Raw genomic sequence first — 23,509 nt, 5'->3', positions numbered from 1 at the left:
AGAATCGATGGCGTAACTCAGGCCGCCATCTCGATCGGCGTTCTTGCCCCTGTCATGAAGGAGACCGCATCCGACATCGAATGGGTCTTGGGATCGATGACCGTCAGGCGACGGCCGAGACGATGGATATGGATGCGGTCGGCGATCTCGAAGACATGCGGCATGTTGTGGCTGATCAGCACGATCGCCACGCCGCGCCGGCGGACATCGAGGATCAGTTCGAGTACGCGCCGCGATTCCTTGACGCCCAGGGCGGCTGTCGGCTCGTCCATGATGACCACGCGCGAGCCGAAGGCCGTTGCCCGTGCCACTGCCACCCCTTGGCGTTGGCCGCCCGAGAGGGTCTCCACGCGCTGATTGATGTTCTGCACCGTCAGCAGGCCGAGCTCGGTCAGCTTGTCGCGGGCGATGCGCTGCATGGCCTTGCGGTCGAGCATGCGGCAGACCGAGCCGAGCACGCCCGGACGACGCAGTTCGCGGCCGAGAAACATGTTGTCGGCGATCGATAGGCTCGGCGAGAGCGCGAGTGTCTGATGCACGGTTTCGATGCCGGCGGCTTGGGCCTCCAGCGGCGAACGAAACGCGACCCTTTCGCCATTGAGGCTGATCTCGCCTTCATCCGGGACCAGCGCGCCGGACAGCGCGCGGATCAGGGATGACTTGCCGGCGCCGTTGTCGCCGATAACGGCAAGGATCTCGCCGGGATAGAGGTCGAAATCGGCGTGATCCAGCGCAGTCACACGTCCGTAGCGCTTGACGAGACCGCGGGCCTTGAGGAGCGGCTCGGCCGGTTGCGATGTTCTGAGCTCGAGGGTCATGCCGACACCTTCCGGATCCATTGATCGAGGGCGACCGCAATAATGATCAGCCACCCGACGGTGAACTCCTGCCAGAGCACGTCGACGCCCGAGAGCGCGAGGCCGTTGCGGAACACGCCGACGATCAAGGCCCCGATCAGGGTGCCGATGATCGAGCCGCGCCCGCCGAACAGGCTGGCCCCGCCGACGACGACCGCGGTAATGCTGTCGAGATTGGCCGTCTGGCCGGCCTGCGGGCTGATCGAGCCGATCCGTCCGATCAGGATCCAAGCGCCGAGTGCGCAGATGGCGCCGGCCAGCACATAGACGGTGAACAGGATGCGGTCCGTGCGGATGCCGGAGAGCCGCGCGGCATCGGGGTCGTCGCCGACGGCGTAGAGATGGCGGCCGAAGGCGGTGCGGTTGAGCACGAACCAGACCAGCCCGACCAGCGCCAGCATGAAGAAGGAGCCGTAGGTGAAGCGGGCGCCGAGCACATCCACCGGCGTCCCGAGCCATTGCAGGAACGGGGCGGTTCGCGCCACCTCCTGCGAGCGGATGGTTTCCGAGGCCGAGTACCAAAGATTGAGTGCGAAGAAGATCGACCAGGTGCCGAGGGTGACGATGAAAGGGGGCAGCCTGAACCGCGTCACGAGCACGCCGTTGATCGCGCCGCAGCCCGCACCCGCAGCTATGCCTGCCGCGAGGGCGATCGGCGCCGGCAGCCCCATCATGACGGCGAGCTTACCCATGATCACCGAGCACAGGACCATGATCGCCCCGACAGAGAGGTCGATGCCGGCGGTGATCACGATCAGCGTCTGGGCAATCCCGATCACGCCGATGATCGTCACCTGCTGAATGATCAGCGACAGATTGAACGCTGACAGGAAGCGCGAGCCGACGATCAGGCTGAACCCAATGACACCGAGCAGAAGCACGATCGCGGGCACGGCGGTGGGGTTGGCATGCAAGAAATGCTGAAGCTTCTGGAGCGGCGATTTCGCCGACACCTCGAACTCGGCCACGCGGGTGTCAGGCTTGTCCAGCACGGCCTCGAAGGCCTGGATGCCGGGGCGGCTGTTGCCAATATCGGTCATCGTGGTTTCCTCACCGAGGGCTGTCCTTGTGCCGTGTCGGCGCGGACGCCCACTCTTTTTCGGGCGTCCCGAGGCGGGGCGCCGGTCCTTGCGCGCGGTGCATGACCGCCAATCTCAGCCCCAGCACTTCTTCAGCGCGGCGGCGCTGTCGATCGAGGGCAAGCCTTCGATGGGCTTGTCCGTCACCAGCTCCACGCCGGTATTGACGAAGTCGAGACCCGGCGAGGCCTGCGGCTTGGCGCCGTCCGTGGCGTATTTCTTCACGGCCTCGACGCCCTTGGCTGCCATCAGCAGCGGAAATTGCATCGATGTCGCGCCGATGACGCCGTCCTTCACGTTGCGCACGCCCGGGCAGCCGCCGTCGACCGAGATGATCAGCACACCCTTCTCACGGCCAACCGAGCGCAAAGCCTCATAGGCTCCGGCTGCGGCCGGCTCATTGATGGTATAGACCACCGAAACGCCCGGGTCCTTCTGCAGCAGGTTCTCCATCGCCTTGCGGCCGCCTTCCTCGCTGCCGAGGGTGACGTCGTGTCCGACGATGCGGGCATCCTTTTCGTCTCCGATCTTGGCCGGGTTGCCAACATCGATGCCGAAGCCTTTGAGGAAGCCCTGATCGCGGGCGACATCAACGGAAATCTGGTTCACGTTGAGATCGAGCATGGCGATCTTGGCCGAGGCCGCCTTGGCGCCCAAGGTCTTCGCGGCCCATTGCCCGATCAGCTCGCCCGCCAGGAAATTGTCGGTGGCGAAGGTGGCGTCCGCCGCCGTCGGCGGATCGAGCGGGGTGTCGAGCGCGATCACCAGGATGCCAGCAGCGCGTGCCTTCTCGATCGCCGGCACGATGGCGCGAGAATCGTTCGGCGTGATCAGGATGCCCTTGGCGCCGGAGGCGATCAGGTTTTCCACGGCTGCGACTTGGCCGTCATTGTCACCGTCAATCTTGCCGGCGAATGAACGCAGCTCCACACCATTGGCCTTGGCGGCCTCCTCGGCGCCGGCCTTCATCTTGACGAAGAACGGATTGGTGTTGGTCTTGGTGATGAGGCCGACGATCGGCCTGTCGGCGGCGCGAACGCCTTGGACGCTCAGTGCAAACACGAGCGCCGACGCGGCGCAAACCCCGAATGGCAGACGCATTGTTCCCTCCCTTGGAACTGGTGTCGATCGGCGCGGTTCGACCGCACGCATGTTGTTTCTGCGACGCTATCAGGCACGAGACGAGGCACCCTGTCAATAAATAAATCATTCCGATTTATTTATTGACAGGGTGCTCCGATTAGTTTCATTCTGATTGGCGCGATGCGTCATGCGTGTCGCGAAAAGAGAGCTACGACCGTAGCGAAAACAAGAAGAACACGTGTTTCGGGGAGCCGAGGATGGGAGAGCGCGCACCGCTGCGAGACGCCGACGAATCCGTGGTCGCGGCCTCGTTAGGAAGTCGCGGCAGCACTCAGACCGGCGTCCGGCTCTATAACGAACGCCTGATCTTGTCGCTTATCCGCCGTGATCCCGGCCTCGCCAAGGTCGAGATTGCCCGCCTTACCGGCCTTTCGACGCAGACCACGACCGTCATCATCAATCGGCTGGAGGCCGATGGATTGCTGATCCCCGGCGAGCCTCAACGCGGCCGCGTTGGCCAACCATCGGTGCCATACTCGCTCAACCCCGACGGTGCCTTCGGGCTCGGCCTGATGATCGGCCGGCGCAGCTCCGACCTCGTCCTGATGGACTTCACCGCCGGCATCCGCGCCAGACAGCGGATGATCTATCCGTTCCCGGTGCCGCAGGACATCCTGGCCTTCGCCGAGCGCGAGATGCCCAACCTGCTTGTCGCGCTCCCCGCTGCGCAGCGGGAGCGGGTCAGCGGGCTAGGCGTCGCCATGCCTTTCGAGCTCTGGAACTGGGAGGCCGATCTCGAGACACCGGCTGGAGCGCTCGACGCATGGCGCGATTTCGACGTCGCCGGTGAGCTGTCGCGCCGCTTTGCGCCGTTGCCGGTCCGGCTTTGCAACGACGCGACCTCGGCCTGCGCCGCCGAACTCACCTTCGGTGCGGGGCGGGCCTACCGAGATTTCGCCTACTTTTATATCGGTGCCTTCGTCGGCGGTGGTATCGTGCTGGGCGGCAGCCTGTTCCCCGGTCGAAGCGGCAATGCCGGGGCGCTCGGCTCGATGCCGATCATGCGGCGCGACGCGAATGGCGAGGTCAGCCTTCAGCAATTGATCCGCACCGCCTCGATCTACCGCCTGGAGCGGAAGCTGATCGCTGCCGGGCAGCGCGGCGCCGACATTTGGCTGTCGCCCGAGGACTGGTCGAATTTTCGCGAGCCCCTCGATGCCTGGATCGCGGAGGCGGCCGAGGCGCTGGCACAGGCCATCGCCTCCACATGCGCGGTGATCGATTTCGAGGCCGTCATCATCGATGGCGCCTTTCCCATCAGTGTCCGCCAGCGCCTGGTCGAGCGCATTCGCGAACGGCTAGCCGGAATCGACCGCCAGGGCCTGACAGAGGCGGCGGTGTTGGAAGGTTCGGTCGGGCGCGACGCGCGCGCGATCGGCGGCGCGGCTCTGCCTCTGCTCGCCGCCTTCGCCCGCGACCACGACGTGCTGTTCAAGGAGTGAGGCATGCTCAAGGGTATCACTCCTCTGCTGGGACCTGAGGTGCTCGCTTTCCTGCGGGCGATGGGCCATGGCGACGAGATCGCGATCGTCGACGCCAATTATCCTGCCGACGCCCATGCCAGGCGGCTGGTGCGTATGGACGGCCATGAGGCGCCGGTAATCCTCGATGCCGTGCTTTCGCTGATGCCGCTGGATGCGGCCGTGGACGGTGCAGCATTCCGCCCTTGTGCTTTCGGCGATTGCGAGCGGCGGGAGCCGGTCTTCGCTGAGTTCGAGGCTGCCATTGCACGACGCGAACCGGGCTTCCGGCTGACGCCAATCGCCGGCGAGCCATTTTACGACCGCGTCCGCGCCGCCTATGCCGTAATCGCAAGCGGAGAGCGGAGACTTTACGGCAACATCATCCTGCGCAAGGGCGTCATCGCGACCCCGGGGGCCGCGCCATGATCCTCGTCTGCGGAGAAGCCCTGATCGATTTGTTCGTCGGCCCTCCCGAAGGCACCGAAATGCCGGCACGGGCTGTCGCGGGCGGGTCGCCTTTCAACGTCGCGGTTGGCCTTGCCCGGCTCGGGGTCGAGACCGGCTTCCTCGGCGGCATCTCGCATGACCGTTTTGGCACGCTGCTCGCTGAAATTCTTACTCACGAGGGAGTGGACGACAGGTTCCTCGTGCGGACTGACCGGCTCTCGACCATCTCCGCCATCGCGACCGCTCGTGACGGCCAGCCGAGCTACAGCTTCCATGGCGAGGGTGCGGCAGATCGCTCGCTCGGGCTCGCCGATTTGCCGGCTGCGCTGCCGGCGGAGGTCCAGGCTTTGACCTTCGGCTCCTATACGATGGTTGTCGAACCTGTCGGTTCCGCCTTCGCGGCCCTGGCTGAGAGCCAGAAAGGGCAGCGCGTCATCAGCGTCGACCCCAATCTTCGCCCGAACGTGATCCGGGACATGGCACAGTGGAATCGGGCGGCCGAGCGCTTCTATCGTACCGCGACTTTGATCAAGGCCAGCGACGAGGATGTCCGCATTGCCTGGGACGGGCAGGTGACGATTGCCGAGGCTGCCGCATATTGGCTCGATTGTGGCGCCCAGCTCGTCGTCGTGACCGAGGGGGTAGGAGGGGCGACCGCCTTCTCCGCTGCGGGCAGCATTTCAGTGCCTGGCCGCACCGTGCGGGTGCATGACACCGTCGGGGCCGGCGACACGTTTCATGCCGCGCTGCTTGCCCAGCTCACGAAGTCCCGGCGGCTTCATCCCGGCGCAATCGCAGCGCTTGATCTGCCAGCGATCGGCGAGTTGCTGACCTACGCGACAGCTGCCGCAGCCATCACCGTTGCCCGCCGCGGAGCCGACCTGCCCACGGCGGCGGAGGTCGATGCATTTCTGCATCCGCGCCTCACCGGCTGATTGCCGGAGCTGATGAGTCTTCGGGGTTGAAACCAGAAAGGGATTGCATGACCAGCCGCGTGATACCGGTGGCTCCCTTTGTCCTGACGGTGTTCGGTGCGACGGGTGATCTTGCGCGGCGCAAGCTGCTGCCCGCGTTGTTCCATCGCGATTTCGCTGGCCAGTTGCCGCCGGAGGCGACGATCATCGGCGTTGCGCGGGGCGCAATGACCAGAGAGGAGTTCGTTTCTCTCGCACGCGCGGCCATCGTCGAGCATGTGCCGGCTTCGGAGACGGCCGGTCCGGAGCTCGATCGCTTCCTGACGCGGCTGAACTATGTGACCGCCGATGCCGAAGGAGATGACGGCTGGGCGGATCTCGCGGCGGCAATCTCGCCCTGTGCGGACCGCATTCAGGTTTATTACCTCGCCACGGCACCGCATCTCTTCGGGCCGATCTGCGAGCGGCTTGGCAATTTCGGCCTCGCCCGCAACGATTCCCGGGTGGTGATCGAAAAGCCGATCGGCAAGGACCTGGCCTCGGCAATCCGGCTGAATGCTGCCATCGGCAAGGTCTTTCCCGAAGAGCGTGTCTACCGGATCGACCATTATCTCGGCAAGGAGACGGTGCAGAACCTGATGGCGCTGCGCTTCGCCAATGCGCTGTTCGAGCCGCTCTGGAACGCCGCCCATATCGACCATGTCCAGATCACTGTCGCCGAGAGCCTCGGCGTCGAGGAGCGCGCCGGCTACTACGACACGGCCGGCGCCATGCGCGACATGGTGCAGAACCATTTGCTCCAATTGCTCTGTCTTGTCGCCATGGAGCCGCCGCCATCACTCGATGCCGATGCTGTCCGCGACGAGAAGCTCAAGGTATTGCGGGCGCTGAAGCCGATCGATGAACGCAATGCCGCGAGCCTCACGGTGCGCGGCCAGTATCGCGCCGGCGCCTCGGCAGGCGGAGCGGTGTCAGGGTATCTTGACGAGCTCGGATCGAACCTCAGCCAGACGGAGACCTTCGTCGCTCTGAAGGCGGAGGTTGCGAACTGGCGGTGGGCCGGCGTGCCCTTCTATCTGCGCATCGGCAAGCGCCTTGCGACGCGCGTCTCGGAAATCGTCGTCGGCTTCCGGCCGGTGCCGCACTCGGCTTTCAGCGAGCAGGTCGGACAGATCCGACCAAACCGCCTGGTCATTCGCCTGCAGCCGGACGAAGGCGTCAAGCTTTGGCTGATGATCAAGGATCCCGGTCCCGGCGGCATCCGCCTCAGCCATGTCCCGCTCGATATGAGCTTCGCCGAAGCCTTCAAGGTCCGCAATCCCGATGCATATGAGCGGCTTATTCTCGATGTGGTCCGCGGCAACCAAACATTGTTCATGCGTCGCGACGAGGTCGAGGCCGCTTGGCGATGGGTCGACCCTATCCTGGAAGCGTGGCGCAATCTGAATGAGCAGCCGCGCCCTTATACTGCCGGCACATGGGGACCTTCCGCCTCGATCGCATTGATCGAGCGCGATGGCCGGACCTGGCAGGAGGACGGAGCGTGACGTTCCTACGCGATGCCCGTGCAGCGGTCATAGTGGATTAAACTTGCCAGGAGGTCTCGATGACCACCCAAGCCAACAATTCTCTTCTGAACGCCCGCGTCGGCGAGGTCACGGAACGGATCGTGCGCCGCTCACACGATGCGCGGCAACACTATCTGGATGGGGTGGAGGCCGCGGCAGCAGCAGGGCCGCGCCGCCAGCGGCTGGGCTGCGCCAACCAGGCTCACGGCTTCGCCGCCTGCGGGCCCGGGGACAAGGCCATGCTGCGGGCCGGCGTCGGTGCCAATCTTGCCATCGTCACCGCCTATAACGACATGCTCTCGGCCCACCAGCCCTACGAGAACTTTCCGGAGGTGATCCGCGCCGCAGCGCGTGCAGCCGGTGGCGTGGCGCAGGTCGCGGGCGGCGTGCCCGCCATGTGCGACGGCATTACCCAAGGCGAGGCCGGGATGGAGCTCTCGCTGTTTTCGCGCGACGTCATCGCGCTGGCGACTGCGGTCTCGCTTTCGCACCAGACCTTCGATGCCGCGGTCTTTCTCGGCATCTGCGACAAGATCGTGCCCGGCCTCGTCATCGGCGCGCTTTCCTTCGGCCATCTGCCGGCCGTGTTCATCCCCGCCGGGCCGATGACCTCAGGCCTCTCCAATGACGAGAAATCGCGGGTACGCCAGCTCTTCGCCGAGGGTAAGGTCGACCGCGACGCGCTGCTCGAAGCGGAATCGCGCTCCTATCACGGCCCCGGCACGTGCACCTTCTACGGCACCGCCAATACCAATCAGATGGTGATGGAGATCATGGGGCTGCACCTGCCGGGCGCCTCCTTCGTCAACCCCAACACGCCGTTGCGCGAGGCCCTGACCAAGGCTGCTACCGAGCGGGCGATGGCGATCACCGCGCTCGGCAACGAGTACAAGCCGGTCGGCCGGATGCTGGACGAGCGCGCCTTCGTCAACGGCATGGTCGGGCTGCACGCCACCGGCGGCTCGACCAACCATACCATGCATCTCGTCGCCATGGCGGCGGCGGCCGGCATCCGCCTGACCTGGGACGATTTTTCCGATCTCGCGCCGGTGACGCCGTTGCTGACGCGCATCTATCCAAACGGCAAGGCCGATGTGAACCATTTCCATGCCGCCGGCGGCATGGGATTCGTCATCCGCGAGCTGCTTGGCGGCGGGCTGCTGCATCGCGATGTCGAGACGGTCCTGGGGCAGGGGCTCGATGCCTATGTCCGGGAACCGGTGCTGGCGCCAGACGGCAGCCTCGCCTGGCGCGACGGCGCCGTCGCCAGCGGTGACGAGACCGTGCTGCGCGGCGTGGCGGCGCCTTTCCAGCCGACCGGCGGCCTGACCCTCCTGACCGGTGATCTCGGCCGCGCCGTGATCAAGACCTCCGCCATCGCGAAGGAGCGCCATGTCGTCGAGGCGCCAGCGCGCGTCTTCCACAGCCAGGAAGCGCTGCAGGTCGCCTTCAAAGCCGGCGAGCTGACGGGGGACCTCGTCGCCGTGGTGCGCTTCCAGGGCCCGCGCGCCAACGGCATGCCGGAGCTCCACAAGCTGATGCCGCCGCTAGGCGTGCTGCAGGATCGCGGCCTCAAGGTCGCGCTGGTCACCGACGGGCGGCTCTCCGGCGCCTCCGGCAAGGTGCCGGCGGCGATCCATGTCACGCCGGAAGCCGCCAATGGCGGGCCCATCGCATTGATCCGCGATGGCGACCTGATCCGCGTCGATGCGGTCGCCGGCACGCTGACGGCGCTGGTCGACCCGCGGGAATGGGTGCGCCGCACGCCGGCAGAGGCCGATCTCGCTCCGTCCCATCGCGGCGTCGGGCGCGAACTGTTCGAGGCCTTCCGCTCGTCTGTCGGCACGGCCGACACCGGTGCCACGATCTTCGGCACTCCTTAGATGACGGAACTCGATGAACAGGTTCAGTGACCGCAAGGTGGCATGCTTGCGGCGTCTGGAACGCCAACGCGCCCGATGAGACAGCATGGCAATCGGCCATGCATGTGAGTGGCGGTCATCCAAAGCCCTGTACGAGGCCGATTGAGGCGAGCTATCGGCATGATCGTCGGCAATCCGATTTCGAGGTGGTTCCACCGAGAACAGGCCGCCCTGCGGTGAATATAGTCACGCCCGCTCAGGCGAGCACATGCCTGCGCTCCGTGACAACGTCCTGCAATGCGGTGAGGAATTGCTCCGTCGCCGCATCGTCGACGGCCAGAGACAAGGCGATGAAGCCGCGACGGGCGAGGTAGAAACCGCGCTCGAGCAGATCGAGGAAGACGAGCTCCTTGAGGCGATCGTCGCTGGCGGCGAGGTCGTCCGGCGTGCTCACCGGGCCGCGAAAGCCATGGATATTCATCAGCGAGCCCTGTCCGCTCGCCTGGAGGGCGACATCGGCCTTGCGGAAGACCTCGTTCAGCCGTTCCCGCAGGCGCTCGCCGCGCGCGTGCAAAGCTTCGGCGATCTCCGGCGTGAAGACCTGCGTCAGCGCGGCGATGCCGGCCGACATGGAGAGCACGTTGTTGTTGAAGGTGCCTGCATGCGGCAGGGAGCCCGGCCTTTCGGGATCGTACATCGCCATGATCTCGGCCCGCCCCCCAAAGGCCCCGAAGGACATGCCGCCGCCGATCCATTTGCCGAGCGTGACGAGATCGGGCCGGAGTCCGAGCAAGCCATGGGCGCCGCTGCGGCCGAAGCGTGAGGTCATCACCTCGTCGAGGATGAGAAGCGCACCCGCAGCGTGCGTCTCCTCGCGCAGCATGGCGAGGAAAGCGGGGCGGGCGGGAATGCAGCCGCCCGAGCCCATCATCGCCTCGGTCAGTACGCAGGCGAGGTCCGACGCGTTCTCCCGGATCAGGCGCGCCGTCGCATCAGTGTCGTTGTAGGGCGCGACGATGAAGTCATAGGGCGCGTTGATCGGGATGCCACCGCCGCCGAAATACAGCAGGCCGCCATGGTAGCCGCCCCGGAACACCAGCACCTTCGACCGCTTCGTGAAGGCGCGGGCCGTGGCGATCGCCATCAGGTTGGCCTCGGTGCCGGAATTGGTGAAGCGCACCCGCTCGATCGCGGTGAAGCGGGCGACCACATGCCTGGCGAGCTCCGCCTCGAACATGTTGTGACCGCCGAGATTGACGCCACCATCGAGCGCCGCATCGATCGCGGCCCGGATGACCGGATGCGAGTGCCCGAAGAGGCCGGCAGTGTATTCGCCGAGCAGGTTGAGGTAGCGGTGGCCGTCGGCATCGGTCGCAACCGCTCCCTCGCCATGGGCAAGGCGGAGCGGGAACGGACCGTGATAGAGCACGGTGCGGGTGTTTCCACCTGGCATCACTTCGCAGGCGCGCTGGTGAACGGCCAGCGATTTCGGCCGCCGCTCCGCATAGCGCGACCGGGCTTCCACGAGCTCGTCGTCGATCGTCCTGTTTCGCCGCGCCGTATCCATAATCCGCGGTCCGCCAGCTTGCCCCGCCGCACTGCCTCACGACAGCACGGCCTCACTGGAAATAATTGTACGATGTACAATTTATTTGTCGAGAGGGGTCGGTGAGGATTTGCGCTGCAAGGTATCGCGACCTCGATGTGGCTGCTAATTGCGACCTGTCGAGTCGAACCGGATCGAACGCAGCGCGCGCCGGGGAGGGCATGCCGGAAGCCGAGCAACGAAAGCGTCGGGGCCGTCCCAAGCGTGACGAAGTCGTTGCGCTCGATCGCGCGCAGATCGTGACGGAGGCGCTGCGGCTGATCGACGAGCGCGGGCTGGAGGCTTTCAGCCTGCGCGAACTCGCACGGGCGCTCGGCGTGTTTCCGACGGCGCTGTACTGGCACATGCCTGGCGGCCGCAATGCCGTGCTCGGTGCAGTGGCGGCTATGGCTTTCGCCGATGCCATCCCGCCGGCCGAGGATGCAGTCGACGACTGGGAGGGCTGGCTCCGCGCGCTTTTCACCCGCTACCGCGACTCGCTGCGCAAGCACCCCAATATCGCGCCATTGCTCGGCGCCCAGATCGTTTCGAACACCGGCGTCGACATGGAGCTGGTCGAACGCATTCTTGCGGCGCTGGAATCCGCGGGCTTTGGCGGCGAACGGCTGGTCGATGCCTACAATACGGTGGTCGCGGGCCTGCTCGGCTATGTCACGCTGGAGCTCGCGCCCGGCCCGGCCGAGGACGCCAGCGAATGGGCGAACGCCTTCGAGGCCGAGATTCGCGGCGTCGACGCCGGCCGGTTCCCGCGGCTCGCGCGCAATCTCGATGCGCTCGCCAACCGCGCCTTCATCGTCCGCTGGCAAGGCGGCGCCGAGAAGCCGATGACGCACAGCTTCGACTTCTATGTCGAGACCATCGTCGCCGGCCTGCGCGCACTCGCACGCAAGCCGATCTGAACCTCCCAGTCAGACGAAAGTCAGTAGCCGGCGCGGATTGCCGACAAGGATCGCGTCGATCTCGGCCTGCGAGAAGCCACGCGAGCGCATCAGCGGCACGATGTCCTCGAAGATGGGGCATAGCCGTGCCCACCGAGGCTGGTCAGCCGCGTCTTGTAGCAGATGTCGTGGCTGATCACGATCAGGCCTTCCGCTCCACGCCTGCGGGTTGACTTGCGCTATCGGCACGATAGTTTTCCAAAACGTTTTGGAGACCTGTTTTGAGCTCTCTGAAGGACCTTGCGCGGAATCTGGGGCTCTCGGTCACCACAGTGTCGCGAGCTCTCGACGACTATCCGGACGTTGCCCAATCGACGCGCGAGCGCGTCCGGCATGCGGCGCGCGAAGCCAATTACCGTCCGCACAGCGCCGCACGCCGCCTGCGCAAGGGCACAGGCGAGACCGTCGCCTTCGTCATGCCGGCGCAGCCCGGGCATTTCCACGAGCCGGTTTTTGCGGAGCTGCTGGCGGCGATCGGGGAAAAGCTCGCGGCCGAGCAGCACGACCTCATCCTGCTCGCGGCCCGCCCCGGCCTCGAGGAGATGGCGACCTATCGCCGGCTGGTGGAGAGCGGCCGCGCCGACGCATTCATCCTCGCCCGTACCCGCCGCAAGGACGAGCGCGTCGCCTATCTCGAGGCGAAGGGCGTTCCCTTCATCTGCCATGGCCGGACCGAGACCAAGCGGCCCTACGCCTTCGTCGACGGCGATGGGCAGGCCGGCTTCAGGACGCTGACGACGCGCCTGATCGGCCTGGGGCATCGCCGGATCGCGCATCTGTCGGCGCCGTCCTACCTCACCTTCGCGACGCTGCGCGCCGCGGGCTGGCGGCAGGCGATGATCGAAGCCGGCTTCGAGGAGGACGTGCAGCGGCTCTTCGTCGAAGGCGAGCCGACCGAAGCGGACGGCCACCGCCTCGCCGCCGAGCTGCTGGCTGGAAGCCAGCCGCCAACGGCTCTCGTCTGTGCCACCGACCGGATGGCGCTGGGAGCGATGCAGGCCGTGGTCGAGGCCGGCCTCGCCATCGGTCCGGATATCGCGGTCACCGGCCATGACAACATTCCCGCCGCTTCCTATGCGCGGCCGGGGCTAACGACCTTGGAACTGCCGCCGGCCGAGGTCGGCGCGCGGCTCGCCGCGATGGTGCTTGCCCGCATGAGTGGGAGAGACCCGCGCGAGCTCTCGGCCGTGCTGGATTTGCGCCAGATACCGCGGGGTTCGAGCGCAGAAGCCTGACGATCCAAGCCTGAAGCGGCCGGCAAGGCCGCACGAGAACGACCACGGAGGGAGGAGAGGATGAAACCCATTCTGGCAAGCGCGGGCGCCGTTGCGATCCTGTTCACGACGAATCTCGCCGCCGCGCAGGACGTGAATTTCCTGTCGACGCAATTGCGGCCGGTCGAGGAGGCGCAGAAGGTCCGCCAGGTCCTGCTCAAGGGCGTGCCCGGCAAAGTCTCCTATCTGGTCGAGGAGCCGCCGCAATTCGACGTCCGCATGAAGGCCGAGGGCAGGGCCGGCAAGCGCACGATCAGCGTCGCCGGCGCTCTCCATGGCGAGTTGCAGCCGCTCGTCACCTCCGGCGACATCGAGCCGATCGACGATATCGCCGCCAAACTCGCCGATCGCGGCATCCCGCCGGGGCTGATGGAACTCGGCAAGCTCGGCACGGGCAGCCAAGTCTATATCCCCTGGATGCAGGCGACCTACATCATGGTCGCGCGCAAGGAGGCGCTCGCCTCGCTGCCGGCCGGCGCCGACGTCAACGCGCTGACCTATGACCAGCTCGAAGCCTGGGGCAAGGCGCTGACCGAGAAGACCGGCAAGCGCCTGATCGGCTTCCCGGCCGGGCCGAAGGGGCTGATGCCGCGCTTCTATCAGGGCTATCTCTACCCCTCCTTCACCGGCGGGGTGGTGACGCCGTTCCGCTCGGCCGAGGCCGAGGCGATGTGGGGCAAGTTCAAGAGCCTCTGGCAATACGTCAATCCGAACTCGACCAGCTACGACTTCATGCAGGAGCCGCTTATGGCCGGCGAGGTCTGGGTCGCGTTCGACCATGTCGCGCGTGTCAAGGACGCGCTGGTGCAGGAGCCCGACACATACGTCACCTTCCCGGCGCCGGCCGGCCCGAAGGGGCGCGGCTACATGCCGGTCATCGCCGGCCTCGCCATCCCGAAGGGCGCGCCCGATCGCGCCGGCGCCGCCGCGGTGATCGAGCACCTGACCAAGCCTGACGTGCAGGTGAGGACCGCAGCCGAGGTCGGCTTCTTCCCAGTGGTGAAGGCCGACCTGCCGGCCGATCTCTCGCCGGGCATCAAGCTGATCGCCGAGGGCGTCGCCAAGACGCAGGGGGCGAAGGATGCGCTGCCGGCGCTGCTCCCGATCGGGCTCGGCGACAAGGGCGGCGAATTCAACAAGGTCTTCTCCGACAGCTTCCAGCGCATCGTGCTGCGCGGCGAGAACCCGCGCACGGTGCTCGACGCGCAGGCTGTCGTGCTCAAGGGGCTGATGGAGACGACGAAAGCGCCGTGCTGGGCGCCGGACAAGGCGAGCGATGGCGCCTGCCCGGTGAACTGACGCGAACCATTCCTCCCCACTGGGCGGCCTCCGGGCCGCCCGCTTTTCCCATTCCACCACCCGCCGCCGGGACCGCCATGAAGCGAGCGCAGTCGCGAGCCCTCCCTTACCTGCTGCTGGGGCCGTCCCTGGTCTTCCTGGCGGTGATCTTCCTGCTCCCCCTGGTGCAGACGATCGCGCTGTCCTTCAGCGAAGGCGGGGTGGCCTCGCTCGGCAACTACCGGCGCATGGTCTCCGACCTGAACTTCGGCCTCGCCCTGCGCAACACCTTCCTCCTCGTGCTCGTGGTCGTGCCGATCCAGCTCGCGCTCGCCCTCGGGCTGAGCGTGATGATCGAGAAGATCGGCCGCGGGCGCGATCTCGTGCTCTGGGTCTGGACGATCCCGCTCGGCGTCTCCGATCTCGCCGCCGGCCTGGTCTGGCTCGCGATCTTGCAGGATCGCGGCTATCTCAACAGCGCACTTTACGGGCTCGGGCTGGTCGACGGGCCGACCGCGTGGCTGACCTACGAGACGCCCGGCACGCTCTTCCTCGGCGTCGTCCTCGCCGAGATCTGGCGCGCCACCGCGATCGTGCTGGTCATCCTGGTCGCCGGCCTCCAGCTGATCCCGAAAGAATATCGCGAGGCTGCCGAGGTCTTCGGCGCGAGACCCTGGACGATCTTCCGCCGCATCACCCTGCCGCTGCTCAAGCCCAGCATCCAGACCGCGCTGATCCTGCGCACCGTGCTCGCCTTCGAGGTCTTCGCGGTGGTCTACGCTATCGGCGGCACCAATTTCCCGGTGCTCGTCGGCGAAGCCTATACCTGGCAGAACGCCAACCAGAACACCGGCGTCGCGGCCGCCTACGCGATGCTGATCGTGGTGATCTCGCTCGCCGCGACGGCGATCTACCTGCGGGTGCTGCGCGTGCCGGCGGAGCAGCAGCCATGAGCGGGCTGAAGCGCACCGTCTTCTGGACCGGCGTCGTCGCGCTCTGCGCCTGGGTGTTGGTGCCGATCTGGCTGATCGCGCTCGGCGCCTTCGGCGGGCGCACCGGCGTCTTCCGCTGGCCGAAATCGCTGTGGCCAGGGGATGCCTCGTTCGCCGCCCTGCAGACTTTCCTCGCGGTCGAGGGCGTCTGGCCGGCGATGGTCAACAGCATCGTCGCGGCGCTGACCTGCATGGCGCTCTCGATCGGCCTCGGCGCTCCCGCCGGCTATGCGCTGGCGCGCTTCTCCTTCCGCGGCCAGAACGCCTATCGCCTGCTGATCCTGCTGACCCGTGCCTTTCCGCTCGCCATCCTGGCGCTGCCGCTGACGGTCGCCTTCATCCGCATCGGGCTCTACGACACGGCCTTCGGCGTCGGCCTCGTGCACACGGCGCTGGCACTGCCCTTCGCGGCGCTGGTCTCGGCGAGCCTGTTCCAGGCGATCCCTCGCGAGCTCGAGGAGGCCGCCTGGGTCTTCGGCTGCAGCCGCTGGCAGGCCTTCCGCAAGGTGGTGCTGCCTCTCGCGCTGCCGGGCATCGCCGCGGCGGCGATCTTCGCCTTCGTCATCTCCTGGAACGAGGTCTTCGCCGCCTCGGTGCTCTCGGTGAAGAACCGCACCCTCACCGCCTATCTGCTGACGGTGCTGGCGGAATCGCCGCTGCATTTCCGCTTCGCCGGCGGATTCCTGCTGATCCTGCCCTCGCTCGCCTTCATCTTCGCGGTCCGGAAATACCTGTTCGCGATGTGGGGCATCGCCAACCGCTGACTGGAACGACATGGCCGAGATCACCATCGACGGCATCGCCAAATCCTTCGGCGCGACGCGGGCGCTGGAGCAGATCGACCTGTCCGTCGCCGATGGCGAGTTCGTCGCCCTGCTCGGCCCCTCCGGCTGCGGCAAGACCACGCTGCTGCGGATCATCGCCGGCCTGGAGAGCGCGACGAGCGGGCGCATCGTCATCGGCGGGCGCGACCTGACGGAGGTGCCGACGCGCCGGCGCGGACTCGCCATGGTGTTCCAGAACTACGCCGTCTTCCCGCATATGACCGTCTACGAGAATGTCGGCTTCGGCCTGCGCATGCAGGGTGCCGACGAGGCGCGGGTCAAGGCGCAGGTCGGCAAGGCGGCCGAGCTCCTGCACATCACGCCCTATCTCGACCGCTATCCGGCCAAGCTTTCCGGCGGGCAGCGCCAGCGCGTCGCGGTCGCCCGCGCGCTGGCGGTCGAGCCACCGGTGCTGCTGATGGACGAGCCGCTCTACAATCTCGACGCACTGCTGCGGCTCGAAATGCGCGCCGAGCTCAAGGCGGTGCTGCGCGAGGCGAAGACCACGACGATCTACGTCACCCACGACCAGACCGAGGCGATGGGCCTCGCGGACCGGATCGCCGTGATGCATGGCGGGCGCATCGAGCAGATCGACCGCCCGACCGCGGTCTACGAGCGCCCGGCGACGACCTTCGTCGGTGGCTTCGTCGGCAGTCCCCCGATGAACTTCCTGCCGGTCTCCGTCGCGAATGCGCGGCTGGAGCTGGCGGGATCGAGCCTGCCGGCGCCGAGGGCTTCCGGCGACCTGCTGATGGGCATCCGGGCCGAGGACCTGATGCCGGTCGCCGCCGGCGAGGGCCTGCCCTTCGACATCGCGGTGGTCGAGCCCCTCGGCGCGCATGACCTCGTCACCGGCCGCAGCGGCGCGACGCTGCTGCGCGTCGCCGCCCCGGCGGGAAGTGGCCACAAGCCGGGCACCCGCATCGGCCTCAGGCCCGACCCGAAACGACTGGTCTGGATGGACCCGGCCTCGGGCCGGGCGCTTCCGGCGCAATGATGGACCTGGACATGACGACGATCGACATCGAGGCGGCCCGCGCCATCCTGCGCGCCAATGACCGCGGCGGCTACACGGTCCCGACCGACCGGCTCTACCCGTTCCAGTGGAACTGGGATTCGGCGTTCGTCGCGATGGGCTGGGCGACCTTCGACAAGGAGCGCGCCTGGCGCGAGCTGGAGCGGCTGGTCGAGGGTCAGTGGGACGACGGCATGGTGCCGCATATCGTCTTCCACGCGCCGAGCGATGACTATTTCCCGGGGCCGGACGTCTGGCGCACCCGCCATGCCATCCCGACCTCCGGCATCACCCAGCCGCCGGTCTTCGCCACGGCGCTGCGCCGCGTCTTCGAGATCGCACGGGGGCCAGACGCGCAGGCGCGAGCCGCCCGGCTTTATCGCTGCGCGCTCGCCTCGCATGACTGGTGGGAGAAGGCCCGCGACCCGGAAGCCACCGGCCTCGTCGCCATCCTGCATCCCTGGGAATCGGGCATGGACAACAGCCCGGCCTGGGACGAGGCGATGGCGCGCCTGACGATTGCCCCTACGACGCCGATCCGGCGCCGCGACACCTCGCATATCGGCGCCGAGATGCGCCCGCGCGACGAGGACTATCGCCGCTTCATCGCGCTGGTCGACCTCTATGCGGGGCTTGGCTGGGAGCCCGCGGCGATGTGGCGGGCCTCGCCCTTCAAGCTCGTCGACGTCGCGACGAATGCGATCCTGCAGAAGGCGGAAGAGGATCTGCTGGCGCTGGCCGCGCAGTTCGGCACCGAAGCGGAGCGCCGCCGCATCGAAGCGCGGATGGCGCGCCGGGCCGCGGCCTTCGCCCGGCTCTGGAGTGAAGAGCGGCGCATCTACCAGGCGCGTGATCTCTGCACGGGCACCACGGTCGACGCCTCGACCTCGGCCGGCCTGCTGCCTTTGTTCGCCGGCATCCCCTCGGCCGGGCAGGCCGCTGCCCTTGCCGCTGAGCTGGAAGATTGGCTTGCCAAGGTACCTTATCCGGTGCCGAGCACCTCGCCGCTCGATCCCCGCTTCGAGCCGAAGCGCTACTGGCGTGGTCCGATCTGGGCTGTAGTGAACTTCATGATCGCCGAGGGGTTCGAGCGCTATGGGCATGCGGCGCTCGCCAGCCGGATCCACCTGGCGACACAGACCCTGATGCGGGATGGCGGTATCGCCGAATACTTCGACCCGACCTCCGGCGACGGGCTGGGTGGCAGCCAGTTCTCCTGGACCGCAGCAATCCGCCTGATGATCGATCAGGCTGTGGTCGCGGGCCCGGCACGTGAGAAAATGTGAAGGCTGCCAGGATCGATATGCCCCTGGCGTCGTTCGATCAGGCCTGTTCCGTTTCGACAATGCCCGCTGTGCGCAATTGCGCATAGCGCACGGCGTCGGCTTTCGCCTTACTCATGAGTAAGCTCAGGAATATCGAGTAGAGCTGGAGATACCGCGGCGGCTAACGACTGCGGACTCAAGGGGAACGTCATGGACCAGGCCGAAAGCCCGGTGCTGCTCGCAATCGAGCAGGCCGTCGCCACCGTCACGCTCAATCGTCCGCGCGTGCTCAATGCGATCGACCCGCAGATGGCGCGCAGCCTTGCGGACGCGATCGAACGCATTGCGCGGGACGGCACGGCGCGTGTCCTGCTGCTGCGTGGCGAGGGCCGCGCGTTCTGCGCCGGAGGCGATGTCGCCCGCTTCTTCGACGGCGATCCGGCGGCCGCGATCGAAGCCATCATCGATCCGGTGCACGCCGCCCTGCGTGCGCTCGACGCGCTGAAGCTGCCGACGCTTGCGGCTGTGCAGGGACCGGTCGCGGGGGCTGGTTTCAGCCTCTCCATGGCTTGCGATCTTTGCATCGCAGCGGACGATGCCGTCTTCACGCTGGCCTTCGCGCGTATCGGCATCAGCCCCGACAGTTCGTCGACCTATCGGTTGCCGCGCATCGTCGGGACGCGCAAGGCGCTGGAACTGGCGATGCTGGCGGAGCCGATGCGTGCGCCGGAGGCGCAGGCGCTCGGGCTGGTCAACCGCGTCGTGCCAGCCGCCGATCTGGCGAGCGAGGCGCTGGCGCTGGCGCGCCGGCTCGCGCTGGGGCCGACGGCGGCCTATGCCCGCATCAAGCATCTCATCGGCCATTCGCTCGGCAACGATCTCTCGGCTCAGCTCGAACTCGAACGCGAGGCATTTCTTGCCGGCGCGCGCACGGCAGACTTCAGGGAGGGCGCGCAGGCCTTCCTCGCCAAGCGGCCCCCGCAGTTCGAGGGGCGCTGAGATGACGGCTTCGCCCATTCTGGAGGTCTCGGGCGTCTCGCTCGCCTTCGGCGGGGTACGCGCCCTCAGCGACGTCTCCTTCAGCGTACCCGAGGGTGCGATCACCGCGGTGATCGGCCCGAACGGCGCCGGCAAGACCTCGCTGTTCAACACCATCTCCGGCTTCTACCGGCCGCAGGCCGGCAGCATCCGTTTCGCCGGGACAAGCCTCGACGGCGTCCGCGCGCCGCAGCGTGCTGCGCGTGGTCTCGCCCGCACCTTCCAGAACATCGCGCTGTTCCGGGGCATGACCGTGCTCGACAACATCAAGCTCGGCCGCCACGCCCATATGCGCACCGGCGTGCTCGATGCGCTGTTCTACTGGGGAAGGGCGCAGAAGGAGGAACTCGAACTGCGCGCCGAGATCGAGGAGCGCATCATCGACTTCCTCGAGATCCAGCACATCCGCAACGCCTCGGTCGGCACGCTCTCCTACGGCCTGCAGAAGCGCGTCGAGCTGGCGCGGGCGCTGGCGATGCGGCCGCGCATCCTGATGCTCGACGAGCCGGTCGCGGGCATGAACCGCGAGGAGACCGAGGACATGGCCCGTTTCATCCTCGACGTGAAGGAGGAATGGGGCGTCACGATCCTGATGGTCGAGCACGACATGGGCATGGTGATGGACATCTCAGACCATGTCGTGGTGCTGAATTTCGGCCAGGTCATCGCCAGCGGCACGCCGCGCGAGGTCCAGGGCAACGACGCCGTGATCGCCGCCTATCTCGGCTCGGGCGATGTGGGCGCGATCGCGCGGCGGATCAAGGCGGAGGCGGCGTGATGGATGCGCTCTTCCTCGCCGAAGTCACCCTGGCCGGCCTCGGCGCCGGCGCGCTTTATGCGCTGACCGGCGTCGCCTTCGTGCTGATCTACAAGGCCACGCGCGTGGTGAACCTCGCCATCGGCGAGATCCTGATGCTCGGCGGCTATGCCTTCCTCGGCTTTGCTGCCGGGCTCGGCCTCTCGCCCTGGCTCGCGCTGCCGCTTGCGATCGCCGCCGGCGGCGCGCTTGGCTGGCTGGTCGAGCGCGCGCTGATCCGGCCGATGCTGGGCGAGAGCCCGATCTCGGTGTTCATGGTCACGATCGGCCTCGGCTCGATCCTCGCCGGTGTCGTGCAGCTCGGCTGGGGCGCCGACCCGCTGCGGCTGCCCGAATTCATGCTGTCGACGCCGGTCTTCATCGGCGAGGCTTATCTTGCCCCGAAGGTCGCGATCGGCTTCGTCGCGGCTGCCGTGGTGATCGGGCTTTTCCTGGCTTTGTTCCGCTTCTCGCGCGGTGGCGTCGCGCTGAAGGCGACGGCGGCCGATCAGGGCGCGGCCTATTCGGTCGGCATCGACGTGCCGCGCGTCTTCTCGGTCGCCTGGATCCTCGCCTGCGCCACCGCGGCCGGCGCCGGCGTGCTGGTCGGGGCGATTGGTGGCATCTCGCCGACCATGGGCGTGTTCGGCCTCTCGGTCCTGGTCGTGGTGATCATCGGCGGGCTCGACTCGATCGCCGGCGCGCTGGTCGGTGGCCTTCTGATCGGGCTGGTCGAGGCGCTTGCCGGCGCCTTCCTCGGCGGCGAATTCAAGCTCGTCGTCACCTTCGCGCTGCTGCTCGTGCTGCTGATGGTCCGTCCCTACGGCCTGTTCGGCACGCACGAGATCGAGAGGCTCTAGCGCCATGCGGATCGGCACGCTCAAGACCAGCTACGCCGCCGACGAGGCGCTGTTCGACAGCTCCTTGCAGCGCGCCCTGCTGGTGCTGCTCGCGCTCGCCGCGATCGCCTTCCCCTTCGTCGCCAGCCCCTATTGGCTCTTCCTCGCCTGCCTCTGCGCGATCAATGTCGCGAGCGCGACGGGCCTGAACCTGCTCACCGGCTATACCGGGCTCGTCAGCCTCGGCCAGGCCGCCTTCATGAGCGTCGGTGCCTACACCGTCGCTGTGCTGGAAATCCGGCTCGGCACGCCGTTCTTCATCAACCTTCTGGTCGGTGCCGGTTTCGCGGCGGCGATCGGCGTGCTCGTCGGCATTCCCAGCCTCAAGGTGAAGGGGCTGTATCTCGCCATCGCGACGATCGCGGCCTCGGTCATCCTGCATTTCCTGTTCTCGCACTGGTCGCTGACCGGCGAGTCGCGCGGCCTGTCGATGCCGCCGGCGCGCCTGTTCGGCCTCACACTCGACCAGCCCTTCCTGCTCTACTGGCTGATCATGCCGGTGACCTGCCTGATGGTGCTCGGTGCGGCCAACCTGCTGCGCACCAGGATCGGCCGCGCCTTCATCGCGATCCGCGACCGCGACATCTCGGCCGAGGTGCTGGGCATTCCCTTGCTGCGCTACAAGCTGACCAGCTTTGCGATCTCGTCTTTCTATGCCGGCCTTGCCGGCGGGCTCTGGGCCTACTTCTTCCGCGTCGTCACGCCCGAGAGCTTCCCGCTGGTCAATTCGATCTTCTACCTCGCTGCGATCATCGTCGGCGGCATGGGCACGATCCTCGGCGGCATCCTCGGCGCGGTCTTCATGACGCTCGTGCCGGAGCTTTTGAAGTTCGTCGCGAACTGGGCGACGCCGATCTACCCGGACGCGCTCGCGGCGCTGGCGCCGGTGCGCACCATCGTCTTTGGCGGGCTGATCGTCGGCTTCCTGATCATCGAGCCGCGCGGCCTCGCCGAGATCTGGCGGCGGCTGCGCCGCTTCTTCCATCTCTGGCCGTTCAGGACCTGAGCACTTCGCTGAAACGGCTGCCGTCAAGAGCAGCCAACCCAAGGGAGGATGAGATGACGAATACGACTCTCGACAGGCGCCAGCTTCTCGCCGGCACCACCGCGCTCGCCGGCGGATTGACGCTCGGGGTCAGGCCGCTCGCGGCACAGGACGGCGGTGACGTCGTACTCGGCGGCTCGATACCGCTGACCGGTGTCTTCGCCTTTGCCGGCGTCGGCATCCATGCCGGCATCCAAGACTATCTCAAGATCCTGAACGATGGCGGCGGCATCAAGGGCCGCAAGATCAAGTATGTCGCCGAGGACACCGCCTACAAGGTCGACGCCTCGGTCGCGGCCTTCAATAAGATCACCGGCCAGGAGAAGGTCTCGCTCTACTATGGCGACTCGACCGGCTTCTCGAAGACGATCAATCCCGAGCTCGAGCGCCGCGGCAGCATGCTCATGGCCGGCGCCTCCTTCGCGACCGAGCTCAACGATCCCAAGAAGTTCCCGCTGCAGTTCATGGCCGGGCCCGATTACACCGAGATGTTCGGCATCCTCCTGCGCTACATAGCCAAGGAGAAGCCGGGCGCCCGCGTCGCCTTCGTCTATTCCGACAGCGAGTTCGGGCGCGATCCGATCGGGCCGAGCGAGGCGGTCGCCAAGGAACTGAAGCTCAGCGTCGTCGAGAAGATCGTGACGCCGCCCGGCAGCGTCGACGTCTCGACCGAGGTGCTGAAGCTGCGCCGCGCCAATCCCGACTTCACGATCTTCCACGGCTATGTGCTGGCGCCGATCCCGGAATTCGTCACGCAGGCGAAGCAGATGGGCATGAAGAGCCAGTTCATGGGCACGTTCTGGACCATGGACAACTCGACCGTGCAGCGCATGGGCGACGCCGCCGAGGGCTTCATGGGCGTGATGCCCTACCGCTACTACTACGACAAGGACGGCACCGCGCCGATGCTGGAGAAGATCCGGCAGATGCGCCCGGAATACCAGTCGACCGGCTATCTCCAGGGGTTCGTCACTGCCATGCTGATGGCCGAGGCGGTGAAGCGCACGCTCGAGGCCGGCAAGGAGCTCACCGGCGCCAATCTGAAGGCCGGGCTGAACAGCATCAAGGATTTCGACACCGGCGGGCTGTTCGGCGTGCCGATCTCGATCCCCGGCAACTCGGTGCCGGTCGGGCGCATCTACCGCTTCGACGCCAAGGCCAAGCAGATGCAGCCGGCTTCCGACTGGATCAAGCTGTAACGGC

The 23,509-nt window shown here is 66.9% G+C and carries 22 protein-coding genes; 17 read left to right on the top strand and 5 right to left on the bottom strand.

All coding sequences use genetic code 11. From position 1 onward, the window contains the following. Nucleotides 1-17 precede the first annotated feature (17 nt). The 3 genes from BMZ21_RS17255 to BMZ21_RS17245 all read right to left on the bottom strand — a co-directional run bounded on the left by BMZ21_RS17255 (nt 18) and on the right by BMZ21_RS17245 (nt 3,037). On the bottom strand, nt 18-839 hold the full coding sequence (locus BMZ21_RS17255; RefSeq protein ID WP_167561667.1) for an ATP-binding cassette domain-containing protein: 822 nt from the start codon (nt 837-839) through the stop codon (nt 18-20). Further along, on the bottom strand, nt 815-1,897 hold the full coding sequence (locus tag BMZ21_RS17250; RefSeq protein WP_091836843.1) for an ABC transporter permease: 1,083 nt from the start codon (nt 1,895-1,897) through the stop codon (nt 815-817). The genes BMZ21_RS17255 and BMZ21_RS17250 overlap by 25 nt, the downstream gene beginning before the upstream one ends. 114 nt (nt 1,898-2,011) lie before the next feature. Continuing rightward, a complete protein-coding gene (locus BMZ21_RS17245) occupies nt 2,012-3,037 on the bottom strand; it encodes a sugar ABC transporter substrate-binding protein (protein WP_091836841.1) in 1,026 nt (341 codons plus the stop codon). A 239-nt stretch (nt 3,038-3,276) separates the two neighbouring features. On the opposite strand from BMZ21_RS17245, the gene BMZ21_RS17240 reads away from it, so the two are divergent. From BMZ21_RS17240 to edd, 5 genes are read left to right on the top strand one after another with little or no spacing between them, the layout of a single operon-like run. Then, complete coding sequence (locus tag BMZ21_RS17240; RefSeq protein WP_091836838.1) at nt 3,277-4,521, top strand: ROK family transcriptional regulator; 1,245 nt, start codon at nt 3,277-3,279, stop codon at nt 4,519-4,521. A 3-nt stretch (nt 4,522-4,524) separates the two neighbouring features. Continuing rightward, nucleotides 4,525-4,968 (top strand): RbsD/FucU family protein, encoded by a 444-nt coding sequence (locus tag BMZ21_RS17235; protein WP_091836836.1) that lies wholly within the window; start codon nt 4,525-4,527, stop codon nt 4,966-4,968. Next, nucleotides 4,965-5,924, top strand: a complete 960-nt coding sequence (locus tag BMZ21_RS17230) for a carbohydrate kinase family protein (protein WP_091836834.1) — start codon at nt 4,965-4,967, stop codon at nt 5,922-5,924. Before BMZ21_RS17235 ends, BMZ21_RS17230 begins: the two co-directional genes overlap by 4 nt. Nucleotides 5,925-5,971: 47 nt before the next feature. Beyond that, nucleotides 5,972-7,450 (top strand): glucose-6-phosphate dehydrogenase, encoded by a 1,479-nt coding sequence (gene zwf, locus BMZ21_RS17225; RefSeq protein WP_091836831.1) that lies wholly within the window; start codon nt 5,972-5,974, stop codon nt 7,448-7,450. Nucleotides 7,451-7,509: 59 nt separating this feature from the next. Further along, on the top strand, nt 7,510-9,354 hold the full coding sequence (gene edd, locus BMZ21_RS17220; RefSeq protein WP_091836829.1) for a phosphogluconate dehydratase: 1,845 nt from the start codon (nt 7,510-7,512) through the stop codon (nt 9,352-9,354). A 235-nt stretch (nt 9,355-9,589) separates the two neighbouring features. On the opposite strand, the gene BMZ21_RS17215 is transcribed toward edd, so the two are convergent. After that, nucleotides 9,590-10,858 (bottom strand): aspartate aminotransferase family protein, encoded by a 1,269-nt coding sequence (locus BMZ21_RS17215; protein WP_244543883.1) that lies wholly within the window; start codon nt 10,856-10,858, stop codon nt 9,590-9,592. Between the two features lie 320 nt (nt 10,859-11,178). Here BMZ21_RS17215 and BMZ21_RS17210 point away from each other — a divergent pair, with 320 nt between their 5' ends. Beyond that, nucleotides 11,179-11,838 (top strand): TetR/AcrR family transcriptional regulator, encoded by a 660-nt coding sequence (locus BMZ21_RS17210; protein ID WP_167561666.1) that lies wholly within the window; start codon nt 11,179-11,181, stop codon nt 11,836-11,838. Between the two features lie 9 nt (nt 11,839-11,847). On the opposite strand, the gene BMZ21_RS31010 is transcribed toward BMZ21_RS17210, so the two are convergent. After that, nucleotides 11,848-12,066, bottom strand: a complete 219-nt coding sequence (locus BMZ21_RS31010; RefSeq protein ID WP_280141483.1) for a phosphotriesterase family protein — start codon at nt 12,064-12,066, stop codon at nt 11,848-11,850. A gap of 32 nt (nt 12,067-12,098) precedes the next feature. Between BMZ21_RS31010 and BMZ21_RS17205 the strand changes: the two genes are divergently transcribed. From BMZ21_RS17205 to BMZ21_RS17155, 11 genes are all read left to right on the top strand, one after another. After that, complete coding sequence (locus tag BMZ21_RS17205; RefSeq protein WP_091836821.1) at nt 12,099-13,112, top strand: substrate-binding domain-containing protein; 1,014 nt, start codon at nt 12,099-12,101, stop codon at nt 13,110-13,112. Nucleotides 13,113-13,172: 60 nt separating this feature from the next. Then, the gene (locus tag BMZ21_RS17200) at nt 13,173-14,450 is read left to right on the top strand and encodes an ABC transporter substrate-binding protein (RefSeq protein WP_091836819.1); all 1,278 of its coding nucleotides are present in this window, start codon (nt 13,173-13,175) and stop codon (nt 14,448-14,450) included. Between the two features lie 77 nt (nt 14,451-14,527). Continuing rightward, nucleotides 14,528-15,382, top strand: coding sequence for a carbohydrate ABC transporter permease (locus BMZ21_RS17195; protein ID WP_091836816.1), 855 nt, complete (start codon nt 14,528-14,530; stop codon nt 15,380-15,382). Then, the gene (locus BMZ21_RS17190; RefSeq protein WP_091836814.1) at nt 15,379-16,185 is read left to right on the top strand and encodes a carbohydrate ABC transporter permease; all 807 of its coding nucleotides are present in this window, start codon (nt 15,379-15,381) and stop codon (nt 16,183-16,185) included. Before BMZ21_RS17195 ends, BMZ21_RS17190 begins: the two co-directional genes overlap by 4 nt. Before the next feature lie 10 nt (nt 16,186-16,195). Then, on the top strand, nt 16,196-17,245 hold the full coding sequence (locus BMZ21_RS17185) for an ABC transporter ATP-binding protein (protein ID WP_091836812.1): 1,050 nt from the start codon (nt 16,196-16,198) through the stop codon (nt 17,243-17,245). A gap of 11 nt (nt 17,246-17,256) precedes the next feature. Next, entirely contained in the window at nt 17,257-18,549 is a 1,293-nt protein-coding gene (locus tag BMZ21_RS17180; protein ID WP_091837146.1) for an MGH1-like glycoside hydrolase domain-containing protein, read from the top strand. Between the two features lie 189 nt (nt 18,550-18,738). Continuing rightward, nucleotides 18,739-19,527 (top strand): enoyl-CoA hydratase/isomerase family protein, encoded by a 789-nt coding sequence (locus tag BMZ21_RS17175; protein WP_091836809.1) that lies wholly within the window; start codon nt 18,739-18,741, stop codon nt 19,525-19,527. A gap of 1 nt (nt 19,528) precedes the next feature. Beyond that, nucleotides 19,529-20,344, top strand: a complete 816-nt coding sequence (locus BMZ21_RS17170; RefSeq protein WP_091836807.1) for an ABC transporter ATP-binding protein — start codon at nt 19,529-19,531, stop codon at nt 20,342-20,344. Continuing rightward, nucleotides 20,344-21,222: a branched-chain amino acid ABC transporter permease gene (locus BMZ21_RS17165; RefSeq protein WP_091836804.1), complete on the top strand. Its 879-nt coding sequence runs from the start codon at nt 20,344-20,346 to the stop codon at nt 21,220-21,222. Before BMZ21_RS17170 ends, BMZ21_RS17165 begins: the two co-directional genes overlap by 1 nt. Nucleotides 21,223-21,226: 4 nt before the next feature. Further along, nucleotides 21,227-22,267 carry a branched-chain amino acid ABC transporter permease gene (locus BMZ21_RS17160; protein WP_091836802.1) on the top strand — a complete coding sequence of 347 codons (1,041 nt, stop codon included), beginning with the start codon at nt 21,227-21,229 and terminating at the stop codon, nt 22,265-22,267. 53 nt (nt 22,268-22,320) lie between these two features. Next, the gene (locus BMZ21_RS17155) at nt 22,321-23,505 is read left to right on the top strand and encodes an ABC transporter substrate-binding protein (RefSeq protein ID WP_091836799.1); all 1,185 of its coding nucleotides are present in this window, start codon (nt 22,321-22,323) and stop codon (nt 23,503-23,505) included. The last annotated feature ends 4 nt before the right edge of the window (nt 23,506-23,509 follow it).

The organism is Allobosea lupini, assembly GCF_900109525.1.
Taxonomy (GTDB): Bacteria; Pseudomonadota; Alphaproteobacteria; order Rhizobiales; family Beijerinckiaceae; genus Allobosea; species Allobosea lupini.
The sequence above is the reverse complement of the archived record's forward strand: the minus strand, read 5'-3'. Positions and strand labels throughout refer to the sequence as shown.

Bases quoted from the DNA above. Each gene is read 5' to 3' on its own strand.
- BMZ21_RS17255 (WP_167561667.1), bottom strand. From the start codon at position 839: ATGGATCCGGAAGGTGTCGGCATGACCCTCGAGCTCAGAACATCGCAA.
- BMZ21_RS17250 (WP_091836843.1), bottom strand. From the start codon at position 1,897: ATGACCGATATTGGCAACAGCCGCCCCGGCATCCAGGCCTTCGAGGCC.
- BMZ21_RS17245 (WP_091836841.1), bottom strand. From the start codon at position 3,037: ATGCGTCTGCCATTCGGGGTTTGCGCCGCGTCGGCGCTCGTGTTTGCA.
- BMZ21_RS17240 (WP_091836838.1), top strand. From the start codon at position 3,277: ATGGGAGAGCGCGCACCGCTGCGAGACGCCGACGAATCCGTGGTCGCG.
- BMZ21_RS17235 (WP_091836836.1), top strand. From the start codon at position 4,525: ATGCTCAAGGGTATCACTCCTCTGCTGGGACCTGAGGTGCTCGCTTTC.
- BMZ21_RS17230 (WP_091836834.1), top strand. From the start codon at position 4,965: ATGATCCTCGTCTGCGGAGAAGCCCTGATCGATTTGTTCGTCGGCCCT.
- zwf (WP_091836831.1), top strand. From the start codon at position 5,972: ATGACCAGCCGCGTGATACCGGTGGCTCCCTTTGTCCTGACGGTGTTC.
- edd (WP_091836829.1), top strand. From the start codon at position 7,510: ATGACCACCCAAGCCAACAATTCTCTTCTGAACGCCCGCGTCGGCGAG.
- BMZ21_RS17200 (WP_091836819.1), top strand. From the start codon at position 13,173: ATGAAACCCATTCTGGCAAGCGCGGGCGCCGTTGCGATCCTGTTCACG.
- BMZ21_RS17195 (WP_091836816.1), top strand. From the start codon at position 14,528: ATGAAGCGAGCGCAGTCGCGAGCCCTCCCTTACCTGCTGCTGGGGCCG.
- BMZ21_RS17190 (WP_091836814.1), top strand. From the start codon at position 15,379: ATGAGCGGGCTGAAGCGCACCGTCTTCTGGACCGGCGTCGTCGCGCTC.
- BMZ21_RS17185 (WP_091836812.1), top strand. From the start codon at position 16,196: ATGGCCGAGATCACCATCGACGGCATCGCCAAATCCTTCGGCGCGACG.
- BMZ21_RS17180 (WP_091837146.1), top strand. From the start codon at position 17,257: ATGACGACGATCGACATCGAGGCGGCCCGCGCCATCCTGCGCGCCAAT.
- BMZ21_RS17175 (WP_091836809.1), top strand. From the start codon at position 18,739: ATGGACCAGGCCGAAAGCCCGGTGCTGCTCGCAATCGAGCAGGCCGTC.
- BMZ21_RS17170 (WP_091836807.1), top strand. From the start codon at position 19,529: ATGACGGCTTCGCCCATTCTGGAGGTCTCGGGCGTCTCGCTCGCCTTC.
- BMZ21_RS17165 (WP_091836804.1), top strand. From the start codon at position 20,344: ATGGATGCGCTCTTCCTCGCCGAAGTCACCCTGGCCGGCCTCGGCGCC.
- BMZ21_RS17160 (WP_091836802.1), top strand. From the start codon at position 21,227: ATGCGGATCGGCACGCTCAAGACCAGCTACGCCGCCGACGAGGCGCTG.
- BMZ21_RS17155 (WP_091836799.1), top strand. From the start codon at position 22,321: ATGACGAATACGACTCTCGACAGGCGCCAGCTTCTCGCCGGCACCACC.